Origin of the sequence: Myroides sp. C4067 (assembly GCF_038039665.1) — a bacterium.
In the GTDB taxonomy this organism is placed as follows: domain Bacteria; phylum Bacteroidota; class Bacteroidia; order Flavobacteriales; family Flavobacteriaceae; genus Flavobacterium; species Flavobacterium odoratimimum.
Genome location: NZ_JBBPHJ010000005.1, coordinates 207,822 through 223,222 on the forward strand (window position 1 = coordinate 207,822; position 15,401 = coordinate 223,222).

Here is a 15,401-nt window from a genome sequence, read left to right on the forward strand (position 1 = left end):
TGTATTTTAACTATAAAAAGAAGCAGAAGGATTAATAACGTTAAGTTAACATAGGTGTGAATTATTATAATCAATTTTGCGGCACACTTAATTTAAATAGAATTTATAAATGGAACAGATTTTTATTGTAATGCTTATAGCCCTTGGGGTATTAGCTATTATCGATTTAACTGTTGGAGTAAGTAACGATGCGGTGAACTTCTTGAATTCAGCATTGGGTTCAAAAGCGGTTACTTTTAAGACAATTATGATTGTAGCTTCACTAGGTATTCTAGTAGGAGCGATATTTTCAGGAGGGATGATGGAGATAGCCCGAAGTGGTATATTCGTCCCTAGTATGTTCTCCTTTAATGATGTGATGGTCATCTTCCTCGCGGTGATGATTACCGATGTACTACTTCTGGATGTGTTTAACTCTTTAGGGTTGCCAACATCTACTACAGTATCTATTGTTTTCGAATTATTAGGTTCTGCAGTATGTCTTGCTGTAATCAAAATCGTATCTAATAACGATAGCTGGTCTATGTTGCCAGATTATATCAATACGGAGAAGGCCACCGAGATTGTAGTCAGTATCTTACTGTCAGTAATACTTTCTTTTACGTTAGGTACTTTAGTACAATACGTTTCTAGGTTGATCTTTACCTTCCAAGTGGAACAAAAGTTGAAATACTTCGGAGCGATATTCGGAGGGGTAGCTATTACTGCTATTACTTTCTTTATCTTGGTAAAAGGATTAAAAGGTGCAAGTTTTATTACAAAAGAAACTAGTAACTGGATTGGAGATAATCAGTTAACTATTATAGGGATTAGTTTAGTGTTTTGGACTATATTCTCTCAATTACTGATGAGTATCTTTAAGTTAAATATACTTAGAGTAATTATCGTTATCGGAACATTTGCATTAGCATTGGCTTTTGCAGGTAATGACTTAGTGAACTTTATAGGTGTGCCTATTGCAGCATTCCAATCATTTGAGTTCTTTATGGCATCGGGTCAGTCTCCTGATACTTATATGATGCATAAGTTAGCAGAAGAGAGTGTAGTTGCTCCTTTCTATTTTTTAGCCATTGCAGGTATTATCATGGTGTATACTTTATGGACATCTAAGAAAGCGAAGAATGTAATCGAGACAGAAATGAGCTTGGCAAGACAAGATACAGGAAGTACAGAGGAGAAATTCTCACCTAATATTCTGTCTAAGGTTATCGTTAGAGGTATGGTGTTAATCGGTATGGGAGTGAATTACTTCTTGCCAAAATCACTACAGCTCAAAATGGATAAGCGCTTTGAGATTCCTAAGAAACCAAAGAGTAGAACTCCAAAGGATGAACCAGCATTCGATATGGTACGTGCTTCAGTGAACCTTATTGTGGCGAGTATCTTGATCTCTATCGGTACTTCTATGAAATTACCACTATCAACTACTTATGTGACTTTTATGGTGGCGATGGGTACATCATTTGCGGATAGAGCATGGGATAGAGACTCAGCTGTGTATCGTGTAGCAGGGGTGTTTAATGTGATAGGTGGTTGGTTCGTAACAGCTATTGTAGCATTTATTGCTTCTTTTGTGATCGCTTATGTATTAAAAATAGGAGAGATCTACGCTTTAGTAGGAATGTTAATTCTAGTGGGAATTTTATTATACAGAAGTAATAAAATGTATAATAAGAAGACAAAAGAAAAAGCAGATAATGAAGCGAAGTTAGATAGCGTTGATATTATGACTATCCAAGGGGTAGCTTCAGAAAGTTCTTCTCAAATCGCTAATGTGATTACAAGAGCAAATGAATTATATACTTCGGTGATAGATGGTGTGGCTCTGCAAGAATTGACAGAATTAAAGAAAAGTAGAAAGCAGCTTAAGAAGCTAGAAAAAGAAGTGGATAACTTACGTGGTAATGTGTACTTCTTTATTAAAAATCTAGATGAAACTTCTGTAGAAGCAAGTAAATTCTATGTATTGACGCTAGGGTATCTACAAGATATGATTAAGTCTATCAATTTTATTGCTCAGAATAGTTATACGCATATTGACAATAACCATAAGAAACTGAAGTTTAATCAAATTAGAGATTTAAAACTAATAGATAAAAAGCTTCAAGTATTATTCGATAAAGTAATCATATTATTTACAGAAGAAAAATTCTCTGAGATAGAAGAAATCCTACAGGAAAAAGATGATTTAATCGCTACTGTAGATAAGTTAATCCAGAAACAAATCATTCGTATTCGTACGACAGAGACAAGTCCTAAAAATAGTAAGTTATACTTCTCTATTTTATTTGAGACTGATGATCTAATCAAGTCTACAATTGGATTGTTAGAATTGTTTCGAGATTTCGAAATTGATGTTAAGAGGAAGTCATTCAAAAGAATGAGCTAATCTATATTTAATTTAAGTGAAGAAATGAGGTTGCCTAGGCAACCTCATTTTGTTTTTATGATATTTAGGAGTGTAATGAAGTAGATTTCTGATTTTCTACCTTCTACTTAGATAATAAAGCACAAAAAAAGGTAGCATTTATAATGCTACCTTTTTCTTTATATCTAGTTGTTTACTATCCGTTATAAGCTTCTACAATGATTTTCTCATCGTTAAGCATATGTCTTAGCATTCCTTCTATACCATTCTTTAAAGTGAATGTAGAAGAAGGACATCCGCTACATGCTCCTTGTAAAAGTACATGTACAATATTAGACTCCTGGTCATATTTTTGGAAAGCGATATTACCACCATCAGCTTGTACAGCAGGTTTTACGTTTTCTTCAAGGATATTAATGATGCGTTGAGACTTTTCATCTAAAGAGTCAAAGTGTTCGTCAGCTGCCGCCTCAATTGCTTTAACATCATGAATAAGCGATTCGTCTACTGCTAGATTACCATTTTCTAAGAACTCTTTGATAAAGGCACGAGTAACCTGTACTAATTGATCCCATTCGAAAGAGTCATATTTAGAAATAGAAACATAGTTCTCATCAATGAATACTTCTTTAACGAAAGATTGTTTAAAAAGCTCTTTAGCAAGAGGAGAAGCACTAGCTTCATCTATATTTTTAAACTCTACACCTTTTTTTGTTAATAATTTATTGGCAACGAATTTAATTACTGAAGGATTTGGTGTTGATTCAGCGTAAATAGTAATTGGTTGCTTTTTTATTTCTTTTTTAGAATCTATTAAGATTTTCTTACCTTTAGCCAAGAATAGTTCTATCTGATCTGCAACGGTTTCTTTTACATCATCCCACTCGACAATTGAAAATTTTTCGATGGCGATAAAATTATTTGAGATATAAACCGTTTTAACAAAAGGAAGATAGAATAATTCCTTCGCTAAAGGTGATTCTGCAGTCTCATCAATATTTTTGAACTCGTGGTTTTCTCCCTTAGCTATAAAATCTGGTAAAACAAATTTTATAATTGTTGGGTTTGACGTATTTTGAATTTGTATTTTTGACATGTTAATTTAGTTTTTTTCAAAATTAGCAAAGAAAAATGCTAAGCGTCACGAAGATAAGATTTTTAAACAATTAATTAACATTAGTAAGCACTAACAATTTAATATAGCGATAAAATGGGCAAAAGAATGTGGCTTTCATTATTTGTACTTTCAGGAGTTCTGTCAGTAGGAGCTGTAGCTGGAGGTATAAACCCTTTTGAATATCTAGGTAATAGAGAGATAGTTGAGGTATATAATGACCAAGATGAGCCAAAACCTGAGGTGAAAGTTGGGAAACCTCATGATATAGAACAGGCTCTTCCAAAGAATAGCACATCAGGGAATTTTAGAGTATTCTTAGGTGAGGCAATAAAAAACAAAACAACTGGATTAGTTGTAGATGCTGAGGGAAATGCTATTGTTCCTGAAGGATATATCTATAGTTTTCACAATACTCAAGATGAAGCTAATCGCAATACGAATAAAATAATAAGCGAAATTCTTTATGAGGATAAGTTTAATCCTACTACAGCACCATTGACTAGGTTTCTTAGAGTGCAATCTGTAGTAGATGCTACAAAAGTAACGGTTAGCCCATTTTTAATTAAAGTGAAGCCAGAAGAAGGAGCTACATTAAATGATAGAGTTACAGGACGTCCTGATCAGTATCAAAATGCTGATAAAGAAGGTAATGCTACATTTGTTTTGTTAGAGGATAAAAACCAGTTGTACTACGGAAATTCTAATACAGAGCTTTTCAAAGTAGATGGTACTAGTAAAACTAAGCTAACAGATGCTGAGATTAATAAGTTTACTACAAATAAGAACCAATTAATTGAAGCGAAGATCGTTCTTGATGGAGAGACTGCTACACGTCAGTTCACGCTTTTTGTAGAGAAGTTAAAAGTGAGTGGCGTTAACCCAGTATTAGAATCTGTAGAGACAAGAAAAGACGATACAAATAGATATGGTAATTACGACTTGAAAAAGACAATACCTGCTTTATTAGGCACTGGTGAAAATCCAGACTATTATACGATTACTTTTCACAAGACTGCTTATGATGCTCAGAGAAATGAGAATCCAATAGATATCTCTAAACCTTATGAGGGAGCGCATGGGACAGATGCTACTGCACGCATTTCTTATAAGTTGGCTAAATCAGCTAATCCTCTTGTATCAACAAGTCAGAAAGTAGTGTTTAAAGTAATAGATAAACCAATTATTCCTCCTCTTCAGAATGTTTCTTATTGTGATAGTAAGATTGCTTCATACAGTTTGACTATAGATGGTCAAACAAAAGTAATAGCTGATGGGCGTACCATAGCTACAGATGAAGAACAAGCAGCAGAAGGATTTGATCCTAAGGGAAAATATTCTATAGGATATTTTAATTCAGAGGAAGACGCAATCGCGAATACAAATAAAATAGTAGGAGTAGAGATAACAGTGAAGTTAAATGAGACTCGCAAGATATGGGCTCGTTTAACGAATTTAGAAGATAAGAATTTCAATACTGCTTTTTTCTACGCTTCTTTAGGATATGATAATTTAAAGACAGCAGAAGTGTCAACTCAAGTTTTTCATTACTGTCAAGTAGAAAATAATACAGGAGAATCTACTGTGAATTTAAGAAGATATGAGGGGACTGTAATGGGGAAAACTTCTATTACAAATACACCAAACTTAAATCCTACAGATAAAATAACAACTGTATATTATGAAAATGAAAAGGATGCAGAAGCTGATGTAAACCGTATGCCTGAGAGTAAAGTAACGGCTTACCCTATTAAGATGGGAGAAGTAAAAGGACCGATTTATACTAGAGTGATCATGACGGAAGGTTTCGATTGTAAGGCGGATAATTACTCTTCTTTTAAAGTTTCTCTTGGGGTAGAATTAGCTATAGATTATTTCCCTAAAGAAAGCACTCAACAACTTTGTATTAATACAGAGACGAATGAAATAGCTCCTGTCGTATTAAGTGTGGAGAATAAGGATGTAAAAGGTAGACCTATTGTTATAACATGGCAATATGAAGTAAGTCGAGAGAATGGGTGGATAGTGTATAATACAGTACCTGGAAGTGGGAACCAGACTTCGATTAAGATAGATAAATCTGGTAATTATAGAGCAATAGCAAGCTATGCTACTTCTCCTTATCCTGGAGTACAGTCTTGTTCAACAGAGACGATAGTATGGACAGTAAAAGCACCACCAGTAGCGGTAGTGGAAGGAGTAGATGCAACAGGAATGCTGAACAGTATGGAGATTGATGAAAAAGGAGAGACGATGGTGCGCTTAGGTGTATTAGATGGAGGAACAAGTCCTATTACAGATGGTTATGATTTTGCTATTGATAATAGTGCATTCCAACCTTCAAGTCAGTTTTATAATATACCAATCGGAGAACATATTGCTTATGCAAGAAATAGAGTAACAGGATGTTCTACATCAGTTAAATTCTCAGTGTTTGGTTATCCTAAGTATTTTACTCCTAATGGAGATGGATATAATGATACATGGAATATACCAGGTCTAAAAGGACACAATGAGGCTCGTATTTATATCTATGATCGTTCAGGTAGATTGTTAAAACAGTTAAGCCCACATACAGAGGGATGGGATGGAACATGGAATGGAAAACCGATGCCGTCTACAGATTATTGGTTCACTGTGGAGTTTGTAAATGATTTTAAAGCTCCGAATGATATGAATGGACGTAAGGTAAGTTATAAAGGACACTTTTCTTTAAAAAGATAATTAAGTTATGAATATAATAAAGAAGCGCTATTTAGCTATAGCATTATTGATTTCTCAAATTGGTTTTGCACAAGAAGGACTAACGGTAAATTCTGAATATTTAGCAGATAACTATTATCTTTTACATCCTGCTATGGCAGGTATTAAGAATAGTACGAATGTTAGATTGACTGTAAGACAACAGTGGAGTGGTGTAGATGATGCTCCTCGTCTTATGACAATGAATGCCAGTACTCGTCTAACCGATCAATCAGCTATCGGAATTATCGGATTCAATGATAAGAATGGTTATCACTCACAGACTGGTTTTAAAGCGACGTATGCTCACCATATTACCTTTAGTGAGTCACGTTATGACTTAAACCAATTGTCATTTGGATTGAGTGCAGGTTTTGCTCAGACGAAGTTAGATGAGAGTGAGTTTGGAGGATTTGATCCTAATGTAGCAGGAGGACTAGAATTAAAAGATTCTTATTTCTCAGTTGATTTTGGTGCAGCTTATCACTATCAGAATTTCTTCTCTATGTTTACAGTGAAGAATGCGGTAACGAGTTCTAGTAAATTATACTCGGATACAGAGAGCAATAACTTTAGAAAATATATTTTAGGTGCAGGGTATGCATTTGGAAATACGAGATATGGAACAGGTTGGATCTATGAGCCATCTATATTAGCTCAGTATACTGAAGAGCGTGAGGATTTTGCACTAGATGTTAATATGAAGGTTTATAGACAGTTTGATTTTGGTAAGATTTGGGCTGGAGCGTCTTTTAGATCTAACTTTAATGGAACAGATTATTTCGAGAATGGGAAGTCTAAAACACAACGTTATCAGTATATCTCTCCAATGCTAGGAGGAAACTATAAGAATGTTAGTTTTGCATACTCTTATACTAAACTAATGGGAGATCTTACTTTCGGTGATGGTGCTTTCCATCAGTTTACAGTAGGGTTTAATATATTTCCTAAACGTACAAGTTTAGAGTGTAATTGTCCAACTGCAAAAGATTAAATAATAAAAAAATCCCGATATTTATCGGGATTTTTTATTGCTATATATTATGATTATAAAAGAAATAAGAGGAAAATATCCTCAAATACCTGAGGACTGCTATGTGGCAGAGAATGCCACTATAGTAGGTGATGTTACATTCGGAGAGAAGTGTAGTGTATGGTTCAATGCTGTCATTCGCGGTGATGTGAATTCTATTACGATAGGCGATAAGGTGAATATACAAGATGGGGCTATTGTCCATTGTACCTACTTAAAGCATCCGACTGTGATCGGTAATAATGTTTCTATAGGGCATAATGCTATGGTGCATGGATGTACAATACATGATAATGTATTAATTGGTATGGGAGCTATTGTAATGGATAATTGTGTTGTACACAGCAATACAATAATTGCTGCTGGCGCTGTTGTCACTCAGAATACGGTAGTAGAGGCAGGTTCTATATATGCTGGTATGCCTGCTAAAAAGGTAAAAGATATAAGTGCGTCAGACTTTGGGGGTGAGGTAGAGCGTATAGCAGATAATTATGTGATGTATTCTAGTTGGTACAAATGATTAATTAAGAATTAAGAATTAAGAATTTGTACAATTATATACAAGTTGTAGGTAATATACATAAAGTCGCGGTAACGAGAACAAGGCGAATGAGAACAAGGCGAATGAGAACTACATTTTACATATAAATAAAGGTCTAATACTGACGAAGTATTAGACCTTTATTATAAGTGATATTTTTTTGTCTATCCTAGAAACTCTTTAACGATATCGAAGAACATTTGAGGGTTCTCTGCATGTAACCAATGTCCTGTATTTGGAATCGTTTTGATGATTGCATTAGGGAAGTGTTCTTGGATAAGTACTTCATCCTTTTCTTGAATGTACTTAGAGTTTCCCCCTCTAATGAATAACGTGTCTCCTGTGTATTCAGCACCTTCTTCTACACCTTCACCTACGACATCTTCATTTTGATTAAAAGCATTCAGATTGAATCTGAAACCTAGTTGTCCTGGTTCTACCCAGTATAAACTTTTTAATAAGAAAAGTCGTGTACCGATTTCGGGAATATGAGAAGCGATGGTTTCTTCTACTTCTTTTCGACTTGGTTTAGTAGAGAAGTCAACAGCGTTAAGCGCTGCTAATATATCCTGATGATGTGGGGCGTAGCTGCGCGGTGAAATATCTGCTACAATTAGTTTTTCTACTTTAGCTGGGTAACGAGTGGCTAACTTCATCGCTACTTTTCCTCCCATAGAGTGTCCTAATATGATAGCATCACATATAGCGTGATAATCCATATAACGAACGATGTCCTCTACCATAAAATCATAAGACCAATCGTCAGAATGAAAACTGCGACCGTGATTTCTAAGATCTAATAGGTGTACTTCGTAACCTACTTCTGCCATTTGTTTACCAAAAGTATTCCAGTTGTCAGACATTCCCATATATCCATGCATAACAATTAAAGGGATACCTTCGCCTTCTATTTTAGAGTATAATATATCTGCCATTATTGTAATTTTCTGATGTACATATTTACTACATTTTCTAATCCTAGGTAAAGAGATTCAGATATTAAGGCATGACCTATAGAAACCTCTAGTAGGTTAGGAATATTGTTTTTAAAGAATTCAATGTTGTCAAGACTTAAATCGTGTCCTGCATTAATTCCTAATCCAAGTTGGTTTGCTAATTCAGCAGCTTGAGTATAAGGTATGACAGCGTTTTCATTTCCTTTTGCATATTCAGCAGCAAAGTTTTCAGTATATAACTCAATGCGGTCAGCACCTACAACTTTAGCACCTTCTACCATTTCTAATACTGGATCTACGAAAATAGAAGTACGAATATTACGTGATTTACACTCTTGAATTACTTCTTGTAAGAATGCTTTGTGTTTAATGGTATCCCATCCAGCATTAGAAGTAAGTGCATCTACAGCATCGGGAACTAATGTTACTTGGGTAGGTTTGCACTCATATACTAAGTTTAAGAAGTTATCCATAGGATTACCTTCTATATTATATTCAGTGTAGACTACGTCTACTAAATCACGTGCATCTTGATAACGAATATGTCTTTCGTCAGGTCTAGGGTGTATAGTTACTCCTTGAGCTCCGAATTTTTGTACATCTTTGGCTACTTGCAATAAATTAGGAACATCTCCTCCTCTTGAGTTTCTTAGAGTAGCAATTTTGTTGATATTAACAGATAGCTTAGTCATAAAATTAAGTTTTAAAGACAAAAATACAAACTATAATTAACGTCTATTGTTTTATTTTTGATTATTTTGCACTTCTAAATAATAACCTTGAATTATGTTATCTCCTGACTTCTTTCTACTCACAGATTATCCTATCTGTAAATTGAATACGCTTATTAAAGATGTACTTCCTTATCTAGAAAAAAGTAATTATTCTCATCTTCCTGTGGTGAATAAAGATGAAATCTGGATTGGCAATATCAATACAGAGGATATTTATACAGCTGATCTCGATAGCACTATTCAGGATGTTATGTATGATTTAGATAAGTTCTACCTTTTAGAGTCTTCGAATTTGAATCCTTTTGATTTTTTTGATTTGTTTAGTCAGTGTGATACGAATACTATTCCGCTATTAGACGAAGAAGGTAAAATAAAAGGAATATATTCTAAAGAATATTTGTTAAATGAATGGAGTAAAACAATGTTTTTTGATGAAAAGGGTACTACTTTTGTCATTGAAAAAGGACATTTAGATTACAGCTTCTCAGAAATAACACAAATAGTAGAAGGTAACAATGCTAAAATGATAGGTCTATTACTATTGTCTAACAACAATCATAATACTCAACTATTAGTTAAAACTAATAGTGTCAATACAAAGGTTATTTTAGATGACTTAAGACGTTATGGTTATGAGATAGTCAGTACACTTTCTGAAGATACGCATATTAATGATCTAAAGGAAAGAACAGAATACCTTAATAAATATCTAAACATATAATATGAAGTTTGCGATTTATGGACAGACTGCCAAACCTATAGTACAAAATATAGTACGTAGGTTATTTAACTTATTTCAAAAATACGAAAACACAGAGGTCGTATTTGAAGAAAAGTTTTACAGTCTATTGAATGAACAAGATATTCTTGATAAAGAATACCAAACGTTTGGAACGAATAATCCATTGACTAGTGAAGTGGATTTTTTTATTAGCGTGGGAGGTGATGGGACAATGCTGCGCGCCGCTAATTTTATTAAAAATACGGATATCCCGATTGTGGGAATTAATGCAGGAAGGTTAGGTTTTTTAGCTAATGTACAACACGATAATTTAGAGGAGCATATTCCTTTGTTGTTTGAAAATAAGTTTAAGAGATCAAAAAGATCTTTGTTGAGCTTAAATTGTTTACCTCAAGAAAATAATGCTTTTGATATTCAGTATGCTTTAAACGAGGTGACTGTATCAAGAAAGAATACAACCTCTATGATTACAGTAGAAACTTATTTAGATGATGAGTTTTTAGCTACTTATTGGGCAGATGGATTGATTATATCTACACCTTCAGGGTCTACTGGTTATTCATTAAGCTGTGGAGGGCCGATAATAGAACCTGAGACGGGATGTTTTGTGTTAACTCCGTTGGCACCGCATAATTTAAATGTGAGACCGTTGGTTATCCGAGATAATTTAACAATTAAGTTAAAAGTAAGTTCTAGAGAGAAACAGTTCTTAGTGTCACTTGACACGACTACAAAAGCTGTGGACAACGATACAGAATTAATTATTACTAAAGCTCCTTTCACAGTAGATTTAGTGGAGTTTCCTACTCAAAGTTTTATTAAGACATTGAGAAATAAATTACTGTGGGGAGAGGATAAGAGAAATTAAAAAAGTCAACAAACTATATACTTTTTAAGGGTTTTCTACGTTTAGAACAAAATAGCTTAACCTCATTTGGGCAATCCGTGAGAAAAAAATAGATTTTGAAAGGTCTATATTACTATATTTGTAAATTATTTTAACAGAATGAATAAAATTCTTATATCTCTATTACTGCTACTTACAACAGTTATAGCTAAAGCTCAGATTCACGAATTCGGTGTAGGGCTTGGTGGTTCTAATTATGTAGGAGATATTGGTTCTACTCAATATATAGCACCAAAGGATATGGGGTACAATGTTTTTTATCGTTGGAATAGAAGCCCTAGGCACTCTTTTAGAGTTAGTTATTCTCACCATAAAATAGGAGGAGATGATGCTAAATCTGATATGGGAAGCCGAAAAGAAAGAGGATATAGTTTTACAAATACTGTTCAACAATTGTCGGTAGGTATTGAATTTAATTTTTTTGAATTCGATTTACACCAAGAGAATTTTGGTTTTACACCATACCTTTTTGTTGGCGTATCAGGTATAAGATATAACGATATTTACTTTAGACCAAGTACACCTGTAGAAGGATTTGAGTCGACAAGTGTAGATTTAGTAAAAGGAGGTAAGAAAAATTCAATGACTATACCTTTTGCGGGTGGGTTAAAATTAAGACTTACGCCTAAGATAAATCTGAATGCTGAAGTAGCTGCACATTATACTTTCACTAATAATTTAGATGGAAGTAGTCCTACAGAAGCAAATAAAAAGTCTTATGGTTTTGGTAAAAACGGAAATGATTGGTTTTTTTACTCAGGTATATCGATAAGTTATACTTTTGGAAATAACCCATGTTATTGTGCAGATTAAATGAATTTGAAAGAACAGATTAACACAGACAACTTACCTAATCACTTAGCCATCATTATGGATGGTAACGGTAGATGGGCAAAACAAAAAGGATTTCTAAGAACGCTAGGCCATGAGAATGGTGTTAAGTCCGTGCGTACTACTATTAGTACATGCGTTACGTTAGGAATTAAGCATTTAACTTTATATGCGTTTTCTACTGAGAATTGGAATCGTCCCAAATTGGAAGTAGATATGTTAATGAAATTATTAGTGAAGTCACTAAAAAAGGAACTCCCTACTTTTACGAAAAATAATATTAAACTTAATGCTGTTGGTGATTTATCTTTATTGCCAGAAAAAGTACAAGCTCAATTAAGAGACGTATTGGATCAGACTAAAGACAATACTCAAATGACTTTAACATTAGCGTTGAGCTATGGTTCTAGAGCTGAACTAATAAAAGCTGTAAAAGAAATTTCATTTAAAGTTAAAAATAACTTAATTTCGGAGGCTGATATAGATGAATCAGTTATAAATAATCATCTTTACACGAGTGATCTACCTGATGTTGACCTATTAGTTAGAACAAGTGGAGAGCAACGAATAAGTAACTTTTTGTTATGGCAAATCGCTTATTCTGAGCTTTATTTTACAGAGGTACTCTGGCCGGACTTTACGGAAGAGGAACTTTATAAAGCCCTTCTTACTTATCAGAATAGAGAAAGAAGGTTTGGAAAAACAAGTGAACAAATAAAATAAAAAACGAATCTAATGTTTCAAAAAGGTACATCTCTTTTTGCACTGTTTATTGCTGGTCTAGTATACTCTCATGTGCATGCACAGGACAGTATAAAAGCCCCTTCTTTTGAAGCTCCTAAAATCTATACCTTAGGAGATATAACAGTGACAGGAAAATATAGCTTAAACCCACAAACGATAGTTACTTTTACAGGGCTTTCTAAAGGCCAAAAAATAGCTGTGCCTGGAGAAGAGCTTTCGCATGCTCTTACAAAGTTATGGAAGGTTGGTTCATTTACTGATATTAACTTCTACGAAACATCTGTTGTAAATGACACTATTAATCTAGAACTAACTTTAAATGAGCTGCCTCGTTTAAAAAGTGTAAAGATTAAAGGTTTTAAAAAGGCAAAGTCTGAAGCTCTTATCAAAGAAGCAAAACTGAATAGGGGTAAAATTGTTAATGATAACTTTCTGTCTACTACTAAGTATTTCTTACTAAATAAGTATAAGAAAGATGGTTATTATAATACAAAAGTAACGTTAAATACTATTCCAGCTGACTCGACAGGCCGAACAGTAGAACTATTAGTTGGAATAGATAAGGGGAAGAAAGTTCGTATAGAAGAGATAGCTTTTAGTGGTAATACGCAATTAAGTGATAAGAAATTGAAAAAAGCAATGAAGGAGACTAAGCAACGTAGTCCTTTCAATCCATTGCGTATTTTCAAACCTTCTAAGTTTATCAAAGCTAAATATGAAGAGGATTTAGATAAGCTTGTTAGTAAATATAAAGAGAATGGTTATAGAGATGCTCGTATAATTGCTGATACAACAAGTTATAATCCTGAAACCAATAGAATAAGTATAAACATTGATGTTACTGAGGGGAATAAGTATTACTTCGGTGATATTCGTTTTATTGGTAATACTGTTTATACAAATAGCCAATTAAAGCAAGTATTGGGTATCGAAAAAGGTGATGTTTATAATGGAGTCTTACTGGATAAACGTATAGATGATAAGACTGATCCTGATGGGTATTATATATCAAATGTGTATCAGAATAATGGATATTTATTCTCTAATGTGAACCCAGTTGAGGTTAGAACAGCTAATGATACAATCGATTTCGAGGTAAGAATCGTGGAAGGACCTATCGCAAGGTTTAATAATATTACAGTTTCTGGTAATGATAATACACATGATCACGTAGTTCATAGAGATATAAGAACTCGTCCAGGTGAGATATGGAGTAAATCTTTAGTGATGGAAACAATCCGACGATTAGGAGGGTTAAATATTTTTGATGCACAAGCTATTATTCCAGATGTGAAAAATGCTGATCCGAATTCAGGAACAGTTGATATCGACTGGCAAGTAACTGAAAAAGGATCAAGCCAGGTTGAGTTACAAGGAGGATACGGTGGAGGAGGATTCATCGGTACATTAGGGCTGTCATTTAATAACTTCTCGTTGAGAAATATATTTAATAAGAAGTCTTATAAGCCTTTCCCAATGGGAGATGGACAATCTTTATCACTACGTCTACAAGGAAGTACTTACTATCAAACCTATAGTATAAGTTTCTCTGAGCCATGGTTCGGAGGACGTAAGCCTATTAACTTCTTTGGTACAGTAGCATATAGTACACAGAATCTTTATGATTATGTGAATCGTCGTACAGATAGAAGTAGAGGATTTGATATTACAACATTGCAATTTGGTATTGCTAAACAATTAAGTGTGCCAGATGATAACTTTGTATTATCTCATACTTTGAGTTTTCAATATTATAATATGAAAAATTATAATACAGGATTATTTACATTCGGAGATGGAGACTCTCGTAACTTAGCTTATCAGATTGAATTAAGACGTGATAATCGTGGTAATGACCCGATTTTCCCAACGTTTGGTTCATTCTTTAGTGTTAGTGGTAAGTTTACTGCTCCATATTCGTTGTTTAACAATGTGGATTATAAAAATCTTGGTGATCAACAAGAATATAAATTAAGAGCAAAAGCAGGAGCGATAGATCCAGTAACTGGAGCGACTATCCCTGTAGGAACTTATTTAGATTCTAGCTATAGACCAGTTAATAATTGGGAAGATGCTACAGCAGATGTGGCTAAAGTAGACCAAAAGAAATTTAATTGGTTAGAATACTATAAATTAAAATTCAAAGGAGATTGGTATACAACTATCTATGATAAATTAGTAGTTCGTGCACTAGGAGAATTTGGATATATGGGAGCTTATAACAATAATAGAGGAGTAGTTCCGTTTGAAAGATTCTATGTAGGTGGTGACGGACTAGCAAATTATTCATTAGATGGTCGTGAGGTAATTCAGTTAAGAGGATACCAAAATCAGACATTAACTCCATATAATGATAGAGGAGAACAAATCGGAGGTACTATTTATAATAAATTTTCGTTAGAATTACGTTACCCTATTACATTAAAGCCAAGTGCATCAGTTTATGTGTTGACTTTCGCAGAAGCAGGGAACTCATTTGCATCGTTTAAAGACTATAGTCCGTTTGAATTAAAACGTTCTGCTGGTTTTGGTGTTCGTGTGTTCATGCCAATGTTCGGATTGTTAGGTATTGACTTTGGATACGGATTCGATTCTGTACCAGGTACTACTCAGAAGAGTGGATTCCAAACACACTTTATTCTTGGGCAATCGTTTTAATGTACTAGTTACATCATAAAACTTGATTTAG

12 protein-coding genes are annotated in these 15,401 nt (G+C 34.0%); 9 read left to right on the top strand and 3 right to left on the bottom strand.

The features are described 5' to 3' along the window. Positions 1-109: 109 nt before the first annotated feature. A complete protein-coding gene (locus tag AABL87_RS05520; protein WP_006257336.1) occupies positions 110-2,389 on the top strand; it encodes an inorganic phosphate transporter in 2,280 nt (759 codons plus the stop codon). 175 nt (positions 2,390-2,564) lie between these two features. On the opposite strand, the gene AABL87_RS05525 is transcribed toward AABL87_RS05520, so the two are convergent. After that, positions 2,565-3,464, bottom strand: coding sequence for a NifU family protein (locus AABL87_RS05525; RefSeq protein ID WP_006257335.1), 900 nt, complete (start codon positions 3,462-3,464; stop codon positions 2,565-2,567). A gap of 126 nt (positions 3,465-3,590) precedes the next feature. On the opposite strand from AABL87_RS05525, the gene AABL87_RS05530 reads away from it, so the two are divergent. The 3 genes from AABL87_RS05530 to AABL87_RS05540 are packed head-to-tail and all read left to right on the top strand — an operon-like array spanning position 3,591 to position 7,777. Next, the gene (locus AABL87_RS05530) at positions 3,591-6,206 is read left to right on the top strand and encodes a T9SS type B sorting domain-containing protein (RefSeq protein WP_006257334.1); all 2,616 of its coding nucleotides are present in this window, start codon (positions 3,591-3,593) and stop codon (positions 6,204-6,206) included. 7 nt (positions 6,207-6,213) lie between these two features. Continuing rightward, positions 6,214-7,218, top strand: coding sequence for a PorP/SprF family type IX secretion system membrane protein (locus AABL87_RS05535; protein WP_006257333.1), 1,005 nt, complete (start codon positions 6,214-6,216; stop codon positions 7,216-7,218). Positions 7,219-7,267: 49 nt separating this feature from the next. Continuing rightward, entirely contained in the window at positions 7,268-7,777 is a 510-nt protein-coding gene (locus AABL87_RS05540; RefSeq protein WP_006257332.1) for a gamma carbonic anhydrase family protein, read from the top strand. 185 nt (positions 7,778-7,962) lie between these two features. Here AABL87_RS05540 and AABL87_RS05545 read toward each other — a convergent pair whose 3' ends face one another. Beyond that, positions 7,963-8,733 carry an alpha/beta fold hydrolase gene (locus AABL87_RS05545; protein WP_006257331.1) on the bottom strand — a complete coding sequence of 257 codons (771 nt, stop codon included), beginning with the start codon at positions 8,731-8,733 and terminating at the stop codon, positions 7,963-7,965. After that, complete coding sequence (locus tag AABL87_RS05550; RefSeq protein WP_341277060.1) at positions 8,733-9,446, bottom strand: pyridoxine 5'-phosphate synthase; 714 nt, start codon at positions 9,444-9,446, stop codon at positions 8,733-8,735. Before AABL87_RS05550 ends, AABL87_RS05545 begins: the two co-directional genes overlap by 1 nt. Positions 9,447-9,540: 94 nt before the next feature. On the opposite strand from AABL87_RS05550, the gene AABL87_RS05555 reads away from it, so the two are divergent. The 5 genes from AABL87_RS05555 (at position 9,541) to AABL87_RS05575 (ending at position 15,370) form a co-directional block, all read left to right on the top strand. Then, on the top strand, positions 9,541-10,209 hold the full coding sequence (locus AABL87_RS05555) for a CBS domain-containing protein (protein WP_016650180.1): 669 nt from the start codon (positions 9,541-9,543) through the stop codon (positions 10,207-10,209). A 1-nt stretch (position 10,210) separates the two neighbouring features. Then, the gene (locus tag AABL87_RS05560) at positions 10,211-11,098 is read left to right on the top strand and encodes an NAD kinase (protein WP_006262819.1); all 888 of its coding nucleotides are present in this window, start codon (positions 10,211-10,213) and stop codon (positions 11,096-11,098) included. Positions 11,099-11,236: 138 nt separating this feature from the next. Continuing rightward, on the top strand, positions 11,237-11,950 hold the full coding sequence (gene porG, locus AABL87_RS05565) for a type IX secretion system protein PorG (RefSeq protein WP_016650181.1): 714 nt from the start codon (positions 11,237-11,239) through the stop codon (positions 11,948-11,950). Further along, positions 11,951-12,691 (top strand): isoprenyl transferase, encoded by a 741-nt coding sequence (locus tag AABL87_RS05570; RefSeq protein WP_341277061.1) that lies wholly within the window; start codon positions 11,951-11,953, stop codon positions 12,689-12,691. Positions 12,692-12,703: 12 nt separating this feature from the next. Next, on the top strand, positions 12,704-15,370 hold the full coding sequence (locus AABL87_RS05575) for a BamA/OMP85 family outer membrane protein (protein ID WP_006257323.1): 2,667 nt from the start codon (positions 12,704-12,706) through the stop codon (positions 15,368-15,370). Positions 15,371-15,401 lie beyond the last annotated feature (31 nt).

What these genes read in the sequence shown, in the direction of transcription:
- AABL87_RS05560 (WP_006262819.1), top strand. Translation starts at nt 10,211, where the DNA reads ATGAAGTTTGCGATTTATGGACAGACTGCCAAACCTATAGTACAAAAT.
- AABL87_RS05530 (WP_006257334.1), top strand. Translation starts at nt 3,591, where the DNA reads ATGTGGCTTTCATTATTTGTACTTTCAGGAGTTCTGTCAGTAGGAGCT.
- AABL87_RS05540 (WP_006257332.1), top strand. Translation starts at nt 7,268, where the DNA reads ATGATTATAAAAGAAATAAGAGGAAAATATCCTCAAATACCTGAGGAC.
- AABL87_RS05545 (WP_006257331.1), bottom strand. Translation starts at nt 8,733, where the DNA reads ATGGCAGATATATTATACTCTAAAATAGAAGGCGAAGGTATCCCTTTA.
- AABL87_RS05570 (WP_341277061.1), top strand. Translation starts at nt 11,951, where the DNA reads ATGAATTTGAAAGAACAGATTAACACAGACAACTTACCTAATCACTTA.
- AABL87_RS05535 (WP_006257333.1), top strand. Translation starts at nt 6,214, where the DNA reads ATGAATATAATAAAGAAGCGCTATTTAGCTATAGCATTATTGATTTCT.
- AABL87_RS05550 (WP_341277060.1), bottom strand. Translation starts at nt 9,446, where the DNA reads ATGACTAAGCTATCTGTTAATATCAACAAAATTGCTACTCTAAGAAAC.
- porG (WP_016650181.1), top strand. Translation starts at nt 11,237, where the DNA reads ATGAATAAAATTCTTATATCTCTATTACTGCTACTTACAACAGTTATA.
- AABL87_RS05555 (WP_016650180.1), top strand. Translation starts at nt 9,541, where the DNA reads ATGTTATCTCCTGACTTCTTTCTACTCACAGATTATCCTATCTGTAAA.
- AABL87_RS05575 (WP_006257323.1), top strand. Translation starts at nt 12,704, where the DNA reads ATGTTTCAAAAAGGTACATCTCTTTTTGCACTGTTTATTGCTGGTCTA.
- AABL87_RS05525 (WP_006257335.1), bottom strand. Translation starts at nt 3,464, where the DNA reads ATGTCAAAAATACAAATTCAAAATACGTCAAACCCAACAATTATAAAA.
- AABL87_RS05520 (WP_006257336.1), top strand. Translation starts at nt 110, where the DNA reads ATGGAACAGATTTTTATTGTAATGCTTATAGCCCTTGGGGTATTAGCT.